This is a genomic window from Cyanobium sp. HWJ4-Hawea (genome assembly GCF_024345815.1).
GTDB lineage: Bacteria > Cyanobacteriota > Cyanobacteriia > PCC-6307 > Cyanobiaceae > Cyanobium_A.
Map to the genome: position 1 here is coordinate 1 of NZ_JAGQBV010000044.1, position 18,718 is coordinate 18,718.

An 18,718-nucleotide genomic window follows, 5' to 3' on the forward strand; every position below is an offset into this window, starting at 1 on the left:
AACAGCTTGGCGAAAGCTAACGGACCCGGCCGACTTTGACAGCGGAGCCATGCCGCAAATTCAATAGGCCGGCGCTGACCACCCGTTGACCTGGTTGCAGGCCCCGGATCACCGGATAGGAAGTGCCCTGCAACGGGCCCAACTGCACGGGGGTTTGAAGTGCGAATTGGCTGCCGGGTGGAAGGGAAGCCGTCGCCTTAGGCCTGCCACGGCCAGGGCGCCGCTCCAAATCGGCGCGGCTACCCAGCACATAAACAAAGCTCTGACCAGCCATTTGACTTACCGCCGTAAATGGCACGGCCAGGGCCTCGTAGCTGCCCAGTTCCAGCTGGGTGCGCAGCCGCAGACCGTTGCGCAGGGAAGGGTTGCCATTGGCAAAGGAGGCCTTGACCAGCAGCGATTGGCTGCCCACGTTGACCCCAGGATCCACAGAATTAACCACCCCAACCTCAATCGGGCGCTGGTTGATCGGATCAAGCAGTCGCACCGTTAGTCCTGGCTTCAGCCGATCGGCGTAGATCGCCGGCACATCGATGCGGGCCAAGAGGCGGCCGCTGCCCACCAGCTTGGTCAGGGGGCTACCCGCCTGGATCACGTCGCCGGCCTTGACCACAAGGTCAGCCACCGTGCCACTGATGGGGGCACGCAGCTGCCTGAAGGCGAGATCCGCCTGGCGAGCATTCAGCGCTTCACGGGCGGCTATGTACGACTGGCGGGCCTCGTCTCTCTGCAGGGAACTGGCCGCACCCTGCTTAACCAGATAGGCGTAGCGCTCGTAATTGAGCTTGCTGGTTTGCATCTGGCCGCGCAGGCTGGCCACCTCAGCCCGCAGCTGGGTCTGGTCGAGCACCAGCAACAACTGGCCCTGGCGAACCGCATCCCCCTGGCGAACAAGCAACTGCAAAATCCGGCCGCTGGCCTGGGCCGCCAATTGCACCTCCTGGGCCGCCTCAAGGGTGCTGATTGTGTCGACCCGGTCGCTGAATCGGGCCAGGGCCACCGGCTGGGCCTGCACGGTCGGCAAGCGTTTGGCAGCGGGATCCGACGATTGGCAGGCGCCCAAAGTAAGGGCCGCCATAAGCAAACATGGCGCAGCGAGCTGGCGTAATGGGGCCACGGGAGTAAGGAGGGCAGCCATGGCCGGAGCGTATCGCCAAGGGGCCGATGATGGCGGTGTTGGCAAGCGCCATGGCGCAACCTTGAGCGACCTCTTTGGGCACCAACGCGAAGTCACCTTGGCCAAGGTCGCCCCCCTGGCCGATCGGTTGCGCCCCAAAACCCTCGACGACTTCGTTGGCCAGGAGGGGATCCTGGGGGAGGGGCGCCTGCTGCGCCGGGCAATAAGCGCCGATCGGGTCGGCAACCTGATCCTGCATGGCCCGCCGGGGGTGGGCAAAACCACCCTGGCCAGGATCATCGCCGGCACCAGTCGGGCCCATTTCAGCAGCCTCAACGCCGTACTTGCGGGAGTAAAAGATCTGCGCCTGGAGGTGGATGCGGCCAAGGAGCGGTTGGAGCGCCATGGCCTGCGCACCACCCTTTTCATCGATGAGGTGCACAGGTTCAACAGTGTCCAACAGGACGCCCTCCTCCCCTGGGTGGAGAACGGCACCCTCACCCTGATCGGCGCCACCACTGAAAATCCTTTTTTCGAGGTCAACAAGGCGTTAGTGAGTCGCTCACGCCTATTTCGGCTCCAACCCCTCGAGCGCCCCCACCTGCTGCAGTTGCTGCAGCGGGCCATCCGGGACCCGGAAGTGGGCTACGGCAACAGGGCAGTGGTGATTAGCGAAGAGGCCACAGCCCACCTGCTGGATGTGGCCGGTGGCGATGCCCGCAGCCTGTTAAACGCCCTGGAATTGGCCGTGGAGACCACCACCCCAGACAACGAAGGGGTGATTGCAATTGATTTGGCCATCGCTGAGGAATCGATCCAGCAGCGGGCCGTTCTCTACGACAAACAGGGCGACGCCCACTTCGACACGATCAGCGCCTTCATCAAATCCCTGCGCGGCAGTGATCCCGATGCCGCCCTCTTCTGGTTAGCCCGCATGGTGGAGGCGGGTGAAAATCCCCGCTTCATCTTTCGGCGCATGCTGATCTCCGCCGGCGAAGACATCGGCCTGGCCGATCCCCAGGCGATTGTGGTGGTGGAAGCCTGCGCCGCGGCCTTTGAGCGGGTGGGTCTGCCTGAGGGCCTCTACCCCCTGGCCCAAGCAACGCTTTACCTTGCCGGCGCAGAAAAAAGCAACAGCCTGCTGGGTTTTTTCGATGCCCTCAAGAGCGTCAAGGCCACCTCCAAGCAGCAGGTGCCGTCCCACCTGCGGGATGCCAATCGCGATGGTCAGGCCTTCGGCGATGGGGTGGGCTACCGCTACCCCCATGCCTACGCCGAGCACTGGGTGGCCCAGCAATACCTTCCCAAGGGCCTCCAGGGGGAGGTTTTTTGGCAGCCGGGCCAGCTGGGCTGGGAAGGGCAGCAGCGCCAGCGCCTTCAACAGCGTCGTGCCGCCCAGTTGGCGGCGGCCGCCGAAACTGCCGCCGACCAGGGCGATGTGCTGAGTAGCGGCCCGGCCGACCCCCATTTGGAGCGCTGGCTCCAACGCCAGGCCGCCGCCGAGGGCCAGCGCCTGGACCTACTACGCCGCCGGCTTTGGGAAGGCGCCCAATGGCAACGCCACGATCGGGTGTTGATCCTCGAAGCCCAGTCTTTGCTGTGGGCCCTTGATCCGATGGAAGCCACGCCGGAGGGGCAGGTGGTGATCACTGTTGGCGATAGCGCCTGCCAGGAGCGCCTAGGGGCCCAACTACAACTGCTCGACAGCCTGCACAGGCCCGAGGTGCTGGTCTGCCCTTACGACGACCCTGCCAGCCTGGCCCGCCAACTTGACCAGAACAACACCGACCCAAACCAGCCTCGCTTTGAGTGGATTGCGGCCCGCCAGCCCTGGCGTCAACTGGGTCAAGACCAACTGGGACAAGACCCACTCGATGCCTGGCTGGAAAGCCTGCAGGCCCAGATCGTGCCCAAGGGCCAATGGCGCCTGCTTTTCAGCCACCCCCAGATCGGCCCCGCCGCCGGCCTGCTGGCCCTGGAAAGGGAGTCGGGCCAATCAAAAATAAGACAGGCCAAATCAAGACAGGCCCTAGAAGAGCTGGCCCGCCATGAGGGCGCCATGTTGCAGGCGGCCCAGGCCCCCCATCTGCGCGCCGCCGAATGGTTGCGCAAAAGGGGCTGGCAGGTCAGTGAGCAGGGCTGGCAGGAAAGCCTCAAGCTGGAGATCGGCCAAGGGCACCTGCAGCGCTGGCTTGCCCCCGGCAGCTCCTATCGCAGCCAAATGGAGGCCTTCCTCGGGGCAGAAATTCCCAGCCAACAGCTAACGCAACTGGAAGCGTGTCTGGGCGCCAGGCTTCAGCAAACCATCCCCCAACAGCTAAATCACACCCTGCTGATTGCTAACTAGCGGCCCATGGCCCCCACCTGCAAAGAGGCCATCAAAAAGGCCAAATGGGCCAACACCGAATCGCCGCACTGGTCTGGGCAGACCGGGTCCGCTGTCTCCCTGCGGGCCCCGGCAGACCTTTCAGGCAACTGGAAGCGCACCGGCAAGCCCGCCACCACCCCAGCCGCCGAAAGGGCGTCCTGGCGAGATGCCTTCAAAATTGCCGCGCGCAGGCCGAGGCTTTTGAGGTTGGTGTTCAACCAAGGCGACCAACCCTGCACCTGTCTTTCAATCAGGCTGCGGCCAGCGGCCGAATCCAAAAATGCCGATACCTTTTCCACCCGCACCGAATAGACCTTGAGCAGGGCGGCCCGGAGCTCGGCGGGGCTGTATTCCGTGCGATCTAGATCCTCAAGTAGGCGCCTATTGGTGACAGTTTTTTGACGCAGAAAGCCAGTGAGCGCAGACCGGTCGTCGCTGGCCCCTGCAGTGGCATCAGTTACCGCCAAGGAGGGTGCCGGGCCCAGGCCTGCCCAGGCCAGCCATATCGCCCCCAATGCCCCCAGCCAAGCGCGGGAACCGCTGGCCGTCAGCCCCCTTCGCACCATGGCGCTTGACCTGCTTTAGGGGCCAAGAATAGGGGCCGGAGCTGGCGTCACCGCCGCCCAGAGCCAGCCGTTCTGCAGTCCCATGCGCGGACTCAGGGTCAGGCCCTCAACTCGGTGATGGAGCTGGCATTGCCGGTGATCAAAACACCAATGGGCCAGCTCCTCTGCCAGGGAACGGCGCCGCCACTTAATCGCCGCCTCCTTGGCTACCCAACTGGTCAATACCGCCAACCGCAACGAATCCCCCCCCAGCCCCCGCAGCTGGGCAGCCTCCTCTTTTGGATAGAACCTCTCCAACAGGGTCACCGCATCGAGGCGGCGGTCGGCCCGCTCGAGGTCCACACCAATCGGCTCGGGGCAATAGCCAATCAAAAGCCCATCGCCGCTGTGGCTCAAGCTCACCCAACCGCAGCCCTCCAGGAGCTGGGGCGCCTCACCGGGGGGGCTGTACAGGGGCACCTGGGCGGGATCGCATCCCAACAGAGGAGCTAGCTGCTGGCGGACGGCCGCACGGCTCTGCCAATAGCGCCGCTGGCCGGGCTGGGCCAATCGACCACCCCAGGCCAATTCCTGGCTGGAGAGAATCTCCGCATCCACCACCCCAAGGGGTTGGAGCCACAACCTCGGCCCAGGCTCCAGGATCGGCCGCCGCAACGCTTCCAAGGGGACCCCTAGGCTCCAGCCATTGTTGCCCCCTGCAGAAATGACCCTAAAAATCGGTGATCCGGCACCCGATTTCAGCCTGCCCAACCAGGAAGGCAGCCCTGTCAGCCTCAAGGACCTCCGGGGCCAGAGGGTGGTGATTTATTTCTACCCCAAGGACGACACCCCCGGCTGCACCAAGGAAGCCTGCAATTTCCGGGACCAGTGGACGATCTTCCAACAGCAGGGCATCCAGGTGCTGGGCATCAGCAAGGACGGGGCCGCCAGCCACGGCAAATTTGTGGCCAAATACAACCTCCCCTTCACCCTGCTCACTGACGCCGAGCCCTGCCCGGTGGCCGAGGCCTACGAAAGCTATGGGCTCAAAAAATTCATGGGCCGCGAATACATGGGCATGATGCGCCACACCTTTGTGGTGGATGCCGAGGGCAAGCTTGAGCTGATCTACCTGAAGGTGAAGGCCGAAGAAATGGCCGACCAAATCATCGGCGATCTGGGCCTGGCCTAAGGGCAGCAAGGGCCTCTAGGGCCAGGTTGGGGGCCAGCCTGAGGCCAGCTGCCAGGGGCAAATTAGGGGCCAGGGTTTCACCCAGCAAAGATCGAACCAGGGGCTCCAACTCAGCCCCGTCGCCCCCCGTTAGCCAAAGCTGCAGTTCGAGCTGGCCAAGCCTGGCCTGGCTGGCTGCCGCCTCTATGGCTGCCGCCGAAATCGCCGCGGCCATGCCCCAGAGCACACCAGCTCGGAGTGCGGGCTCCGTCGATCGGGGCCAGCTCGACTCGGGATCCAGCAAGTTCAGGGCCGGTTCAGCATTGATCAGGGGCAACTGATCTGTGGCCGCCGCCAAACTGCGCCACTGCAGCTGGGCACCGGCCTGAAGCCTGCCGCCCGCAAAGTTGCCGTCGGCCCCCACCCGCGTGAGGCTCAGGGCCGTGCCCGCATCAGCCACTAACACCGGCCGGCCTGGGCTTTGGCGCCAGGCCTGCCAGCCCACCAGGGCCCTATCCACCCCAAGCCAGGGCGGTGCCTGGCCCAGGGGCACGTCTTCAAGCCTGAGCCGCAGGGCCGGATCCAGGTCGAGCGCTTGGCCCTGGATTTGATCTGGAACAGGGCCCACGGCGGCCCAGGCCACCAAGGGATTCAGCGGCGCTGCGGGAGCTCCATGGCCACAGCGCAGGTCACCGGGCCTGCCTAGCGCCCAATGCCAGCGACTATTACCTATTAGTAGCCAGCGCCCGGCGCCCGTAGCCACCTTCAGATCCCTTCGCCCATCACACCGGGCAAGTGAATCCCGCATTCCTGTTTAAGGCCACCAAAACGGGTCGCCCTGCCACTGAGACCCTCGCCATCGGGCGCACTGGAATGCCAATCACCCAAGGTGGAATAACCCTGCTCAAACAGGGGGTGTTGGGGCAGGCCATTTTCCTGCATGTAATAGAAAACATCCCGCTTGCTCCAGCTCAGCAGGGGCCGCAGCGACCAGCGCTCTCGCACCGGATCCAGAACCTGCATCGCATTGCGGTGATCGGTTTGGCGGCCACGCACGCCACTCGCCCAACAGGTAACTGCCAGGGCGTCGAGGGCCTGATCTAGGGGGTCAACCTTGCGAATGCGGTGATAGAGGTTGAGATCCTCCACGGCTGCGGTTTCCCAGAGCCGACCATGCAGGGCCTCCATCCGGGCTGGGCTCATCACGGCCTGGGCCACATACAACTTCAGCTCCAGCTGCTGGCAAAGCTGCTCGGCGTATTGGTAGGTCTCGGGTGGCAGATAGCCGGTGTCAACCCAGATCACCTGTACTTGCTTGCCGGATGTCTGCGCCAGGCCGCTGACCATATGCAGCAACACAGCCGCCTGGATGCCAAAGCTGGTGGTGAGGGCAAAGCCATCGCCAAAGGTGGCCTGGGCCCAGACCAGGCGCTCCTGGGCGCCCAGGGGTTCCAGCCGGGTGCGGGCCTCCTCCAGATCGATATGCCGACCTTGGCAATCACAGGGATAGCTGGGGGCTGGAACAGACACCATCAATCCATCATCCCTTGCCGCCCTGGCTCGTGGTTAGGGTTCAACCCGATGCACCGTAAAAGCCAGCGATGACAGCCGCACCGGTGGTGATTGTGGGCGGTGGCTTCGGGGGGCTTTACACGGCCTTGGCCCTGGCAGCCCGCCGCAGCCATCCCCCAATCCTGCTGATTGAACCCAACGAGCGCTTTCTTTTTTTACCCCTGCTATACGAACTGCTGAGCGGCGAGGTCCAGAGCTGGGAAATAGCCCCCCGCTACGACACCCTGCTGGCCGGCAAAGGGGTGGCCTGGCTCAAGGACCGGGTCAGTCGGATCGATGGCAATCTGCGCATAGTGGAGACAGCCTCGGGGCAAAAACTGCCCTACAGCCGCTTGGTGATTGCCACCGGAGCCCGGGTCAACAGCTTTGGCATTCCCGGCGTGGAAGAGCATTGTTTGGGCTTCCGCAGCCTGGCGGATGTGGAGCAGCTCCAGGCCCTAGTGGCCCAGCTGCGGCGGACCCAAAGGCCCCTCCAGCGGCTGGCGGTGGTGGGAGCCGGCGCCAGCGGCGTGGAATTGGCCTGCAAATTGGCCGACAGCCTGGCGGGCAGTGCCGCAGTGGAACTAATTGAGCAAGGTGAAACCTTGCTACCTGCGGCCAAATCCTTCAATCGAGAACAGGCCAACTTGGCCCTAGTGCGCAAAGACGTGCGCCTGCGCCTACGCACCCAGGTGGTGGGTGTGGCCGCGGGCCAGCTCAGCCTGCAAACCAGTGCAGCAGGGCAGGCAGGTGGCCCAGCAGGGCCGCCCTCCCTTGAAAACTTGGCCGTAAACGGGGTGATCTGGACCGCCGGCCTCAAATTTGAGGCGCCCAGCATCGAGCCTCCGGCCGCCACAGATCGGAGGGGCCGCCTGCTTTGCCAGGCCGACCTCCAACTGCTGGGCCATCCGAATCTTTTTGCCCTGGGAGATATCGCCCAGCTGGAGGGGGATGAGCCCTTGGCTGCCACCGCCCAGGTGGCTTTCCAACAGGCAGAAAACCTGGCCGCAAATCTGCCAAAGTCGTTGGCGGGCGAAGCCCTAGAGCCTTTTCAATACAACGATCTCGGCGAAATGATGAGCCTCGGCGAAGGCGATGCTGCCCTCACCGGCGCAGGGCTCACCCTGGCCGGGCCGGCGGCCTTCCAATTGCGCCGGCTGGCCTACCTCTCCCGCCTACCCAGCAAGGGCCACCAACTCAGGGTGGCCACAGGCTGGCTGAGCAACACCAGCTGGCTGAGCAGTCTCAATTGGTTGGCCAAAAGCTGATGGGCCCACGCCCTGTCGCCGGCCTTCTGCTCGACGCCATGGGCACCTTGATCGGGCTGCGCCAGTCGGTTGGCAGCACCTATGCGGCGCTGGCTGAACGCCATGGCATCCAGGTGGATGCTGCCGCCATCGACCGGGTTTTCCCCCAGGTTTATGGGGCCGCACCTCCCTTGGCCTTCCCAGGCCTCGGCAGCGAAGAACTGGCGGCGGCGGAACTGGCCTGGTGGGGCGATCGCATTGAAGAAGCCCTAGGCCAGCCGGTCAGCGGCGAATTGAAACGGGAGCTGTTTGAGCATTTTGGCGAACCCGAGCAATGGCGGACCTATCCCGAGGTGGCAAGCCAATTGGAGAAATGGAAGGGCCGGGGCTTGAAATTGGCCGTTGTCAGCAATTTCGACCAGCGTCTCCATCGCCTACTCGAGGGCCTGGGCCTTAGCCAGTGGTTGGATGCGGTGGTGATCTCCAGTGCGGCAGGCGCCGCCAAGCCCGATCCGGCGCCCCTCCAGCAAGCCCTCAACCTGCTCGAACTGGCGGCCGACCAGGTGTGGCACGTGGGCGATAGTGCCGCCGACCAAGCCGCGGCAGCTGCTGCTGGCATTCGCTGTGTGCTGGTGAAACGCCCTTGAAACAAGGTGTGCTGGCTGGCCGCACCGCAGGCCTTAGGCCCTCCCAGCGGCGCCGGCTGGAGCGGCTTTGCCATCGCCGTCATCCGGAGGACGGAATTGCCGAACTGCTTTGCCTGCAGCGCCTAGCCGCTGAAGCCCGGGAGCTGGAACTGCCGATCAGCCTGGTGATCGATGGGCGGGGCATCGGCCGGTTGATCTGGGTGGGCCCCCTTGAGCAATCCTCACGCCTGCTCGACCACCTGGGCGGATCCAACCGCCGCCAAGGTTCCGAACTCCGGCTGGTGACCTGCTGCGGGCGCAGCAAGCAGCTCGAACCCGGCGACCAGGAGGGCGTGGTGGGGCTGGATGTGGACCCGAGGCTTTGGCTTCGCTACGGCGACAAACCAGGTTCGGGTGGCCAATGGCCAGCCCTGTTGCTCAGCCCCCAGAGGGGCGAGGGCGATCCCTGGCCGCCCCTGGGAGCAGACGATCTGGCGGTTCTTTGTGCCACCGACCCGGCCAGCCTGGGGGCCGAGGAAAGCGCCGAGCGGCCAACCCACAAGGCTGTTGAGAATGGTCCAGAGCGGGTGCTGCTGCTAGCCCTCACCCCGGGCGATCGGGGGGCAGCCCAACGGCTGATTGGCGAATTGGAGGGGCTGGTGCGCAGCGCCGGCTCTGAACCGGTGGGAGTAGTCGAGCAGCGCCGCAGCCAGGTATCTGCAAAAACTATTTGGGGGGAGGGCAAGGTGGCAGAAGCCGCCCTAGAGGCCCGCAGACTTGGGGCCAGCCTGGTGGTCACCGACAGGGAACTGACCCCGGTGCAGGCACGCAATCTGGAGAGGTTGCTGGATCTGCCCGTAAGCGATCGCAGTGAACTGATTCTGGATATCTTTGCCCAACGGGCCGCCAGTGCTGCAGGCCGGTTGCAGGTGGAATTGGCCCAGCTGCGCTATCGCCTGCCCCGGTTAAGTGGCCGGGGCCAAAGCCTCTCGCGCCAGGGGGGGGGCATTGGCACCCGCGGGCCCGGGGAAACCCAGCTGGAAAAAGATCGCCGCACGATCGCCGGCCGCCTCGAAAGGCTGCAGCGCGAGGTGGGCCAGCTAAGTGCCCACCGGGCGCGGCTAAGGCAAGGCCGCTCCCAACTGCGGCGCCTCGCCCTGGTGGGTTACACCAACGCCGGCAAGAGCTCCCTGCTCAATGCCCTCACCAAGGCCACGGGCCAGGACGCCGTTTTGGCCGAAAACAAACTTTTCGCCACCCTTGATCCCACCACCCGACGACTCGAGCTGCCCGACCCGGAGGGGGGAGCTACCACCCCGCTCCTGCTCACCGACACCGTGGGCTTCATTCGCGATTTGCCCCCGCCGCTTGTGGAGGCCTTTCGCTCCACCTTGGAGGAAACCCTGGAGGCCGATGGGCTGTTGATCGTGGTGGACCTCTCCGATCCAGCCTGGCCAGAACAGTGGCGGACCGTAAACGCCATCCTTGATTCCCTGGGCGCGAATTCCCCAAGGCGCCTCGTGGCCAACCAAATCGATCGCTGTCCGGGAACGGAACTGGATCGGGTCAAGGCCCTGGAGCCCGATGCCCTGTTCATCTCAGCCACCGAAGGGCTAGGGCTTGCCCACTTAAAAAGCCAACTACGGCAATGGCTAGGCAACTGTGGCAGCATCGGGGATGGCGATCCTTTTATCTCCTAGCTCGGCCATGGTCATCCAACTCGGCGACACCGTTCCTGATTTCACCCAAAATTCCCAACTCGGCCCGATCAACCTCTACGACTTCGCTGGCGACAGCTGGGTTGTGCTGTTTTCCCACCCCGCCGATTACACCCCGGTGTGCACCACCGAATTGGGTGAGGTGTCGCGGCTTCGTCCCGAGTGGGACAAGCGCAATGTCAAAACGATGGCCCTGAGCGTTGATTCAGCCGAAAGCCACACCGGCTGGATCTGTGACATCAACGAAACCCAGCAGACCAGCGTCGACTATCCGATCCTGGCGGATGCGGACAAAAAGGTGAGCGATCTCTACGGAATGATCCACCCCAATTCGCTCAACAACCTGACCGTGCGCTCGGTGTTCATCATCGACCCAAATAAAAAGCTGCGCCTGCAGATCACCTATCCCGCCAGCACCGGCCGCAATTTCAATGAAATTCTGCGGGTGATCGATTCCCTGCAACTCACCGACAACCACCAGGTCGCCACCCCGGTGAACTGGCAGGACGGCCAGGATTGCGTTGTGGTGCCCTCGATCCCCACGGAAGAAGCCCGCAGCAAGTTCCCCAAGGGGGTCACTGAGATCAAGCCCTACCTGCGCATGACCCCCCAGCCCAACCGGTAGGTAGCCGCTGCATGCGGGTTCTGGGCTTGATGAGCGGCACCAGCGCCGATGGCGTTGATGCCGTGCTGGCCAACTTCGCGGGGCCCCTAGGGCGGCCCCGCTGGCAAATATTGGGGCGGGCGGCGATTACCTATCCAGCCGCCCTCCGCCAACAAATTGTGGCCGTGGGCCAGGGCGAACCCACCAGCGCCTCGGCCCTATTGGAATTGGCCGAAGAGCTCACCAACCAGCACGCCCTCGCGGCCCGCTCCTGTGACCCCACGGGCCAGGCCGAACTGGTTGGCTGCCACGGCCAAACCCTCTGGCACAGGCCGCCAAGGCCCGAGCGCCTTGGCGCCAGCTGGCAACTACTTAGGGCACCCCAGCTGGCCCAGCAGCTGAACAGGCCGGTGGTGTTCGATTTTCGCAGCGCCGATTTGGCCCTTGGCGGCCAGGGGGCACCCCTGGTACCGGCGGCAGATGCTGCCCTACTGCCTGCCATTGGCGGCTGGCGGGCCCTGCTCAACCTGGGCGGCATTGCCAACCTGACCCTGCTGCCACCGGCCCAGGGGCCTGAGGCCAGAGCGTCGGTTTTGGGCTGGGATTGCGGCCCGGCCAACAGCCTGGTGGACCTGGCCGTACAACGCTTTAGTGCTGGTGAGCATGGTTTTGATGAAGGTGGCCTCTGGGCCGCCAAGGGGCAGGTGGATTGGGGAGTAATCGAGGAATGGCTCCAGGAGCCCTATTTCCAACAAGTGCCACCCAAATCCACGGGCCGGGAAAAATTTGGCCAAGCCGACCTGAAGCAGCGCCTGGCCAGACTTGAAAACGCCAAACAACAAAGATCCAACCGGCAAAGGGCCAGCCAGCTCAATGCGGCCGATGCGATCGCCACCCTCACGGCCTTCACTGCTGCGGTGGTGGCCCAGGACCTGGCCCAAGCGCCTCCGGCCCTAGAGCTGCTGGTGGCCGGGGGTGGGGCCCGCAACCCCGTGCTGATGGCCCAGCTACGCAGCAGGTGCCGCGGCCTGGCGGTCGAATCCATGGCGGGGCTGGGGATTGGGGAGGGCGACCGGGAGGCCCTGGCCTTTGCCCTCCTGGCCTGGTGGCACCTAAAAGGCCATCCAGGCAACTTGCCCTCGGTCACGGGGGCAACTCGACCAACCGTGCTCGGGGTCTGCGTAAGGCCCGGCTAGGCCAAGAGACTGGCTAGGCCAGCGGCCCGGGGCTAGCTGGGGCGCAGCAGGCGCAGCCGCCTGGGGGCACCCCGCAGCCTCTGGGGCTGCTGCCGTTCCTGTTGCTCGAGGGCTTGGCGAAACTGCTGGGAATCGGCCAATACGGCAGGGGCCTGGCCCATGGGCGCAGGGCGGGCCCGCTCGAGGCGCTCCACCCCTTGCTGGATCAGCACCTTGGCCATGTTGCTGACCGTGCGGGATTCGCCCTCGGCCAAATCGGCCAAACGCTGGCAAAGCTCTTCAGGCAGAACCACCTGGACCCTGGGGGATTTGGGGCGGCCACTGGAGGAGGTCTGCCTAGTCGCCACGCACTGGTGAGGCCTTTGGGATACCCCGAAGTGTACAGAGATGCGCAAGGGTAGTATCCACGACTATGATTGAGCCATAAACGCCCGCCAACCCTGGAGGCCATTCCGTGGCACGCACCCTCACCCCAGCCGTCAAAGCTTCTGCCCCCGCCATGCGCAGCCGCAAGCGCACCAGCACCGAGCGCAGTGATGTGCTGGTTTCAGCGGTGATCAGCACCTACCTGCTCACCCACCTGCACCACGTGCTGCAACGGGCCGAATACGGGGCCGACCAGGAGGGGCGCCAGGCCCTCGCCGCCAACTATGCGGAGCTGCGCAAGGTGCTTTGCCTCGACGCCCGCAGCATGGAAGATGCCTCCGCCTGGGGTACGCCAGAAAGCGAAGTAGCTGTTGCCGCCTGAGGGCAGGCTTAATAGGGTTGGCCAGTCCTGGCCCCCTTCCATGCCCGAGCTCATCAGCGACGCTGCCCAAACCGGCAACGCCGCCGCCCTCTACGGCCATATCAGCTCCGATAGCGAGCTCACCCAGGCGCTCTTTAGGCAGGCCCTCCAGGATCCCAATGGGGCCCTGGAGCGGATCGTTGCCATCGGCGAGCAAGTCGGACTATCGGTCACGGGCGATGAGGTGAAGGCCCACATCGCCTCCCTCGATGACAGTTCCAGCAAGCTTTGGCTGCTGAAGGCCCGCGGGGGCCTCTGATGTGCGGGGGCGCTGGGCAGGCCTGCCCAGCCCGCCGCCCTGGGCCCAACTGAAGAAGAGCCAGTAGCTCACGATCGCCAGACCGGCGGCCACCACCAGGGCCGCCACCTGCTCTATGCGCTTGATCATGGCTGCCGCACCGGTTTGCGTGGTTTGAGTCTGCCCGAAGCCCTAAAAAGCCGAAAAGGCCAACAGGGATGATGGGGTTCGGCTGATAACAGCCCCCTTCGCCACTCCGTCAGGCTCCGTGCTCCGTCTCGAACGCATCGGCAAGATTTATCCCACCGGTGAGGTGCTGCGAGATGTCACCTGGGAAGTTAAAGCCGGAGACCGGATTGGCCTGGTAGGGGTCAACGGGGCCGGCAAATCGACCCAGATGAAAATCATTGCCGGCCTGGAGGAACCCAGCAGCGGCCTGGTGGTGCGCCAGGGTGAGCCCCGCATTGCCTACCTCCAGCAGGAGTTCGATGTGGATCCCGAGCGCAGCGTGCGCCAGGAACTATTTCAAGCCTTCGGTGAGGCCGCTGAGGTGCTCGACCGGCAAAAGGCCGTAGAAGATGCCATGGGTAGCCCTAAGGCCGCCAGCGACCCGGACCATCTCGACGAGCTGATCCATGAATTGGGTCACTTGCACAGCCGTTTTGAGGCTTTACACGGCTACGAACTGGAAGCCCGGATCGACAAATTGCTGCCCACCATTGGCTTCAGTGCCGAAGGGGCGGAACAACTAGTAGGCGACTATTCGGGCGGCTGGCAGATGCGCATTGCCCTGGGGAAAATCCTCCTGCAGGAGCCCGATTTGCTGCTCCTTGATGAACCAACCAACCACCTCGACGTCGAGACGATCCAGTGGCTGGAGGGCTACCTGGTGGAGCAAAGCGCAGCTTTGGTGGTCATCAGCCACGACCGCACCTTCCTGGATCGGATCTGCAACCAAATCGTGGAAACCGAGCGCGGCATCTCCCGCTCCTACCTCGGCAATTACAGCGCCCACCTAGAGCAGAAAGCCTTCGAACGGGAAGCCAACCAGGCGGCCTTCGATCGCCAGCAGAAGGAGCTGAGTAGCCAACAGGCCTACATCGACCGCTTCCGGGCCAGCGCCACCCGCTCCACCCAGGCGAAGAGCCGGGAAAAATTGCTCGACAAAGTGGAGCGGCTCGAGGCCCCCATGGAGGGTGTGGGCGGACCACGCTTTCGCTTCCCCGATGCACCCCGCTCCGGGCGATTGGTGGCTGAAATCAGTGACCTCAGCCACAGCTATGGCGATCAAATTCTGTTTCTTGGCGCCGAATTGCAGGTGGAGAGGGGCGATCGGATTGCCTTTGTGGGCCCCAATGGGGCAGGCAAATCCACCCTCCTGCGCCTGGTGATGGGGTTAGAGCAACCCGATGGCGGCCTGGCTGGCCTGGGGGAACACAACGTGGTGGCTGGCTATTTCGAGCAAAACCAAGCCGAAGCCCTCAACCTCTCCAAAACCGTTATTGACACGATCTTTGAGGTGGTGCCGGATTGGACCCAAACCCAGGTGCGCTCCCTACTGGGCAGCTTCTGCTTCAGCAATGAATCGGTCTTCAAGGAGGCCGGCAAGCTCTCCGGAGGCGAAAAAGCAAGGCTGGCCCTGGCCCTGATGCTGCTGACCCCCTGCAACCTGCTGGTGCTCGACGAGCCCACTAACCACCTGGATATTCCGGCCAAACAGATGCTCGAAGACGCCCTGATCGACTACGAGGGCGGAGCGCTGCTGGTCTCCCACGACCGCTATTTCATCTCAAGGGTGGCCAACAAAATCGTCGAGATTCGCGAGGGGGAGCTGGTGCCCTATCTCGGCGACTACGCCTACTACCAGGAGAAGAAGGCCGAGGAGGCTGAATTGGCCATAACGGAGCAGGCCGAGAAGGCCAAGGCCGCCAAACAGGCCGCAAACCGCCAAAAGCAGCAGTCAAAAAAGTCGGGGCAGAAGACGGGGCAGAAGTCGGGCCCAAAAGCTGAGGCCGCCTAAAGCCAGCTGGGGCAAGGGCTAAGCCCGCCGCGCCTACACACAACTTCACAGCTTGGTAGTAGCAAACACTTATTTGACTGGTGTCAAGCGCTTGGTGTGCATAGCCTGACAACAACCACCCGCTCCTAAGGCCATGACCCGCTTTTCAGGATTCGCCAGCAGCTCCGCCGCCGGCCACAATTCCGGGTCCGCGAGCATGGCCCCGCCTGCCGCGACGGAGTCCAACGGGGATGCCATGGAGGATTACTTCGAGTGCATCACCACCTGCTCCCTGGACGACGGCAGCTGCATCACAGAATGCGTAACCGCCTTCCGCGAGAAGAACTAAGGCACCCTGTCGCAACCGCTACGACATGAACTGAAACACTTTGTATTGTTTGGTCAGTTCGTCGCCACCGCGAAGATCGCCATGACCGAACCACTCGCCCTCAGCCTCGGCCAAAAATTTGAGCTTGAGCGCATGAGCCGGGCCATCGACTCCACCGCCGACCTCAAAACCCTCCAGGGCTTGGCCAAGCAGTTACTTCAGGCCTGGCAAAGCCAGAGGGCGGCCACCGAATGGGTCATGCGCCAACAGCTGGGCTACCAAGCCACCGTTTCGCCGCCCCTGACCTAACGAGATCGAGGGGGGCTTAAGCTTTGTAAAGTTTCTTATCAGGCCATGGACACCGGGAGATTGCTACTTGCATTCCTTGCATTCGGAGCAGCCTGCACAACCCTTTGGGCCTGGATGCTTGCCAACGCCGGCAGCCCCTCAACAAACCAGGTCGAGTCATGATGGTTGCGGCCATGTACCCCCAGCCGGCGGCCACCCCGAGGCCATGAACGCCTTCCTTTCCCAAATCCTGCCCCTGCTCTACGGCCTCAGCTTTTTGATCCTGCTCTGGCAGGCCTTCAAGGTGATGGCCCAGGGCTTCAAGGCAGTGCCAAGACCCGGCGACAAAGTCACTGGCCCCACTGGCCTGGATCGCACTGGAATGGTCACCATCCACCCCGAGCTGCTGGATGCGGAAGGTCAGATCACCCAGGAAGATCTGCTCACCGTGCGCTTCAGCGGCGACAACGAGAAGTGGGTCCTGCCCAAGGAAAGCCCCGATTAATCCTTTCCCAAAAGCAGGGATCCTGATCGAGCTGGATGGCACTCGATAGGCTCTCTAATAAGCAACTGTGTTTGTCGAGGATTGACGGTGGATCAACGGACCAAAATCGTGGCGGCTGTGCTCAGTACCCTCAAGCTGCCGCCTCGTTTTCGGCTCAAGCTCGTCAAGGATGATCCGATCCGCCTCGAGCTCAGCATTACGCCCGCCTACGGCAAGGAGCCAATTCTCGTGGGAATTGTGGAGTCCCAGGACCTGGTGGCCCGCAGGGATCGGGAAGGCCGCGTCCCCAGGGACCTGCAGGGCACCTGGGACTGGACCGTGCGCCACGGCAAAGTCAGCACCGGTGGCTGGAACCCCTACATGAAGGAGGCCCTGCAAACCATGTTTGAAACGGGCCTGCCCGCCATCGTCTACGAAGAACTGACCGGCGAGGATTACCACCCTGTAGATGGCATCCGCCACGTGCGCTAGCCCCCGGGGTCAGCCCCTACCGATTGATCGGCTGCTGGGCGATCTGCAGGCGGCCCTAACACCTGGTTCGACCCTGCTGCTTCAGGCACCGCCTGGGGCAGGTAAAACCACCAGGGTGCCCCTTGCCCTGCGCGCACGGCTCGACGAACTCGGGCTAGCTGGGGGCAAGATCTGGATGCTCGAGCCCCGGCGTTTGGCCGCCAAAGCGGCCGCCCAGCGCCTGGCGGCAGAGCTGGGCGAACCCCTGGGCCAGGCCGTTGGCTACAGCGTGCGACTGGAAAGCCGCACCTCCGCCGCCACCCGGATTGAGGTTCTCACCAGCGGCCTGTTTCTACGCCGCCTGCAGGCCGATCCCAGCCTCGAGGGGGTGGCCTGCCTGATTTTCGATGAATTCCACGAGCGCGGCGCCGACACCGACCTCGCCCTAGCCCTGGTGCGCCAGGCCAGGGAACTGCTCAACCCTGAGCTGCGGCTGGTGGTGATGTCGGCCACCCTGGATCTGGAGCCCTTAGCCCGCCAGCTAAGCGATGCCCAGAGCTTCAGCAGCGTGGGCCGCAGCCATCCCGTGGCCATCGCCCACCAACTGCCAAGGGAGGGCGAGCGGCTCGATCAACAGGTGCTTCGGGCCCTGGAGCAGGAGTGGCTTGGGGATCGGCAAAGCCACGAAACCGTGCTGATCTTTTTGCCTGGCCAAAGGGAAATCCAGGCCTGTCAACGGGCCATCGAAGCCAGGGATTGGGGGGCGGCGATCGACTGTGTGGCCCTCCACGGCAACCTGCCCCTGGGCGCCCAGAGCCAGGCCATTGCTCCAGCCAAAAGTGCTGCCGGCAAGGTGGTACTGGCCACTTCGATCGCCGAAAGCTCCCTCACCCTGGAGGGCGTGCGCCTGGTGATCGACAGCGGCCTCAGCCGTCGCTCCCGCTTTGATCCCGGCACGGGCATGGATGGATTGGTGACGGTGCCGGCCAGCCTGGCCAGCGCTGAGCAGAGGGCAGGCCGGGCGGGGCGGCTGGGGCCAGGCCGCTGCCTGCGGCTATGGAGTCCGGCGGAGCAGTCGCGGCGGCCCAGCTTTGATCCCCCAGAGCTATTGGAGGCCGATCCCCTACCCCTGGCGTTGCAGCTGGCCGCCTGGGGGGATCCCCTTGGCAGCCAGCTCGCCTGGCTGGACCCACCAGCCCCTAGCGCCCTGGCAGAGGCCCGAGGGCTGCTGGGCCAGCTGGGTGCCCTAGACGAGCAGGGCACGCTGCTGGTCCACGGCAAAGGGCTGGCCCAACTGGGGCTCCATCCCCGACTGGCCCACATGCTGCTAATGGCAGCCCCCAGGGGCTGGCTGAATCTGGCCTGTGAGCTGGCGGTTTTGCTCAGTGAGCGAGACCCCCTCAGCCGCGGCGATGCCGGCAGCGACCTCCTACTTCGCCTCGATTGGTTGCGCAGGCAACCTGCCCGCTCTCCCCAACGGCAACTGCAGGAGCAGTGGCAACGCCAGGTGCTGGGCAGCCAGGGGCTGGGCAGGCACGGGCTGGGCAGGCAGGGGGAGCGTCGAGAATCAGGGCAACCAGAACCGGAAGCAGAAGCCGCAACCGCCGCCCTGCTGGTGAGCTGGGCCTATCCCGAGAGGATTGCCTTGGCCAGGCCCGGCAGCCCGGGGCGGTTTTTGATGCGCAGTGGCAAGGGTGCCCTGCTGCACCCCAACGATCCGCTGGTTTCCTGCGAAGCCCTGGCGATTGCCAGCGCCGATGGCCAAGGGCGCGATGCCCGCATCAACCTGGCCCTGCCGATGGATCGCAGCGAAATAATCAATCTGGTGCAGGCAGAGGAGTTGGATTGGGGCGCCCAGGCCAGCTGGGACGAGGACCTGGGCCGGGTTCGCTGTGAGGAGACCCTGCAGCTGGGGGCCCTGGTCCTGGAGCGGCGGCCCTGGAAAGGGGCATCCGGCTCCCTGGTGCTTGCAGCCCTGAT

Annotated in this window: 21 protein-coding genes; 15 read left to right on the plus strand and 6 right to left on the minus strand. The window is 64.2% G+C overall.

Annotation, left to right across the window (positions count from 1 at the left end; all coding sequences use genetic code 11):
- Positions 1-16 precede the first annotated feature (16 nt).
- Positions 17-1,138, minus strand: a complete 1,122-nt coding sequence (locus tag KBY58_RS10015; protein WP_255004199.1) for an efflux RND transporter periplasmic adaptor subunit — start codon at positions 1,136-1,138, stop codon at positions 17-19.
- 61 nt (positions 1,139-1,199) lie between these two features.
- Here KBY58_RS10015 and KBY58_RS10020 point away from each other — a divergent pair, with 61 nt between their 5' ends.
- Positions 1,200-3,464: an AAA family ATPase gene (locus KBY58_RS10020; RefSeq protein WP_409995747.1), complete on the plus strand. Its 2,265-nt coding sequence runs from the start codon at positions 1,200-1,202 to the stop codon at positions 3,462-3,464.
- Here KBY58_RS10020 and KBY58_RS10025 read toward each other — a convergent pair.
- Positions 3,461-4,051 carry a hypothetical protein gene (locus KBY58_RS10025; RefSeq protein ID WP_255004201.1) on the minus strand — a complete coding sequence of 197 codons (591 nt, stop codon included), beginning with the start codon at positions 4,049-4,051 and terminating at the stop codon, positions 3,461-3,463. The genes KBY58_RS10020 and KBY58_RS10025 overlap by 4 nt on opposite strands.
- Before the next feature lie 15 nt (positions 4,052-4,066).
- Positions 4,067-4,714 carry a 4'-phosphopantetheinyl transferase family protein gene (locus KBY58_RS10030; RefSeq protein WP_255004202.1) on the minus strand — a complete coding sequence of 216 codons (648 nt, stop codon included), beginning with the start codon at positions 4,712-4,714 and terminating at the stop codon, positions 4,067-4,069.
- Between the two features lie 40 nt (positions 4,715-4,754).
- On the opposite strand from KBY58_RS10030, the gene bcp reads away from it, so the two are divergent.
- Positions 4,755-5,222 (plus strand): thioredoxin-dependent thiol peroxidase, encoded by a 468-nt coding sequence (gene bcp, locus KBY58_RS10035; RefSeq protein WP_255004203.1) that lies wholly within the window; start codon positions 4,755-4,757, stop codon positions 5,220-5,222.
- Here bcp and KBY58_RS10040 read toward each other — a convergent pair.
- Together KBY58_RS10040 and KBY58_RS10045 are read right to left on the minus strand one after the other, a co-directional pair.
- Entirely contained in the window at positions 5,197-6,009 is an 813-nt protein-coding gene (locus KBY58_RS10040; RefSeq protein WP_255004204.1) for a type III pantothenate kinase, read from the minus strand. The two genes, bcp and KBY58_RS10040, sit on opposite strands and share 26 nt — an antisense overlap.
- Positions 5,967-6,734: a phosphoadenylyl-sulfate reductase gene (locus tag KBY58_RS10045; protein ID WP_255004205.1), complete on the minus strand. Its 768-nt coding sequence runs from the start codon at positions 6,732-6,734 to the stop codon at positions 5,967-5,969. Before KBY58_RS10045 ends, KBY58_RS10040 begins: the two co-directional genes overlap by 43 nt.
- Before the next feature lie 68 nt (positions 6,735-6,802).
- Between KBY58_RS10045 and KBY58_RS10050 the strand changes: the two genes are divergently transcribed.
- From KBY58_RS10050 to KBY58_RS10070, 5 genes are read left to right on the plus strand one after another with little or no spacing between them, the layout of a single operon-like run.
- On the plus strand, positions 6,803-8,020 hold the full coding sequence (locus tag KBY58_RS10050) for an NAD(P)/FAD-dependent oxidoreductase (protein WP_255004206.1): 1,218 nt from the start codon (positions 6,803-6,805) through the stop codon (positions 8,018-8,020).
- Positions 8,020-8,646 (plus strand): HAD-IA family hydrolase, encoded by a 627-nt coding sequence (locus KBY58_RS10055; RefSeq protein WP_255004207.1) that lies wholly within the window; start codon positions 8,020-8,022, stop codon positions 8,644-8,646. The genes KBY58_RS10050 and KBY58_RS10055 overlap by 1 nt, the downstream gene beginning before the upstream one ends.
- Positions 8,643-10,325, plus strand: coding sequence for a GTPase HflX (hflX, locus tag KBY58_RS10060; protein WP_255004208.1), 1,683 nt, complete (start codon positions 8,643-8,645; stop codon positions 10,323-10,325). The genes KBY58_RS10055 and hflX overlap by 4 nt, the downstream gene beginning before the upstream one ends.
- 7 nt (positions 10,326-10,332) lie before the next feature.
- Positions 10,333-10,968 (plus strand): peroxiredoxin, encoded by a 636-nt coding sequence (locus tag KBY58_RS10065; protein ID WP_255004209.1) that lies wholly within the window; start codon positions 10,333-10,335, stop codon positions 10,966-10,968.
- An 11-nt stretch (positions 10,969-10,979) separates the two neighbouring features.
- Entirely contained in the window at positions 10,980-12,143 is a 1,164-nt protein-coding gene (locus KBY58_RS10070) for an anhydro-N-acetylmuramic acid kinase (protein ID WP_255004210.1), read from the plus strand.
- 32 nt (positions 12,144-12,175) lie between these two features.
- Here the strand turns inward: KBY58_RS10070 and KBY58_RS10075 are convergent, their stop codons facing one another.
- Positions 12,176-12,490, minus strand: coding sequence for a ribbon-helix-helix domain-containing protein (locus KBY58_RS10075; protein WP_254934984.1), 315 nt, complete (start codon positions 12,488-12,490; stop codon positions 12,176-12,178).
- 152 nt (positions 12,491-12,642) lie between these two features.
- Between KBY58_RS10075 and KBY58_RS10080 the strand changes: the two genes are divergently transcribed.
- The 8 genes from KBY58_RS10080 to hrpB form a co-directional block, all read left to right on the plus strand.
- Positions 12,643-12,891 carry a hypothetical protein gene (locus tag KBY58_RS10080; RefSeq protein ID WP_255004215.1) on the plus strand — a complete coding sequence of 83 codons (249 nt, stop codon included), beginning with the start codon at positions 12,643-12,645 and terminating at the stop codon, positions 12,889-12,891.
- Between the two features lie 40 nt (positions 12,892-12,931).
- On the plus strand, positions 12,932-13,189 hold the full coding sequence (locus tag KBY58_RS10085) for a hypothetical protein (RefSeq protein ID WP_255004211.1): 258 nt from the start codon (positions 12,932-12,934) through the stop codon (positions 13,187-13,189).
- A gap of 247 nt (positions 13,190-13,436) precedes the next feature.
- On the plus strand, positions 13,437-15,188 hold the full coding sequence (gene abc-f, locus KBY58_RS10095) for a ribosomal protection-like ABC-F family protein (RefSeq protein ID WP_255004212.1): 1,752 nt from the start codon (positions 13,437-13,439) through the stop codon (positions 15,186-15,188).
- 133 nt (positions 15,189-15,321) lie between these two features.
- Entirely contained in the window at positions 15,322-15,516 is a 195-nt protein-coding gene (locus KBY58_RS10100; RefSeq protein WP_255004216.1) for a hypothetical protein, read from the plus strand.
- Between the two features lie 81 nt (positions 15,517-15,597).
- Complete coding sequence (locus KBY58_RS10105) at positions 15,598-15,804, plus strand: hypothetical protein (RefSeq protein ID WP_254934969.1); 207 nt, start codon at positions 15,598-15,600, stop codon at positions 15,802-15,804.
- 205 nt (positions 15,805-16,009) lie between these two features.
- Positions 16,010-16,288 carry a DUF2973 domain-containing protein gene (locus tag KBY58_RS10110; protein WP_254934970.1) on the plus strand — a complete coding sequence of 93 codons (279 nt, stop codon included), beginning with the start codon at positions 16,010-16,012 and terminating at the stop codon, positions 16,286-16,288.
- Between the two features lie 87 nt (positions 16,289-16,375).
- Positions 16,376-16,759 carry a hypothetical protein gene (locus tag KBY58_RS10115; RefSeq protein WP_255004213.1) on the plus strand — a complete coding sequence of 128 codons (384 nt, stop codon included), beginning with the start codon at positions 16,376-16,378 and terminating at the stop codon, positions 16,757-16,759.
- The coding region (gene hrpB / locus KBY58_RS10120; protein WP_255004214.1) for an ATP-dependent helicase HrpB at positions 16,737-18,718 on the plus strand (1,982 nt) is incomplete at its 3' end. The genes KBY58_RS10115 and hrpB, both read left to right, overlap by 23 nt.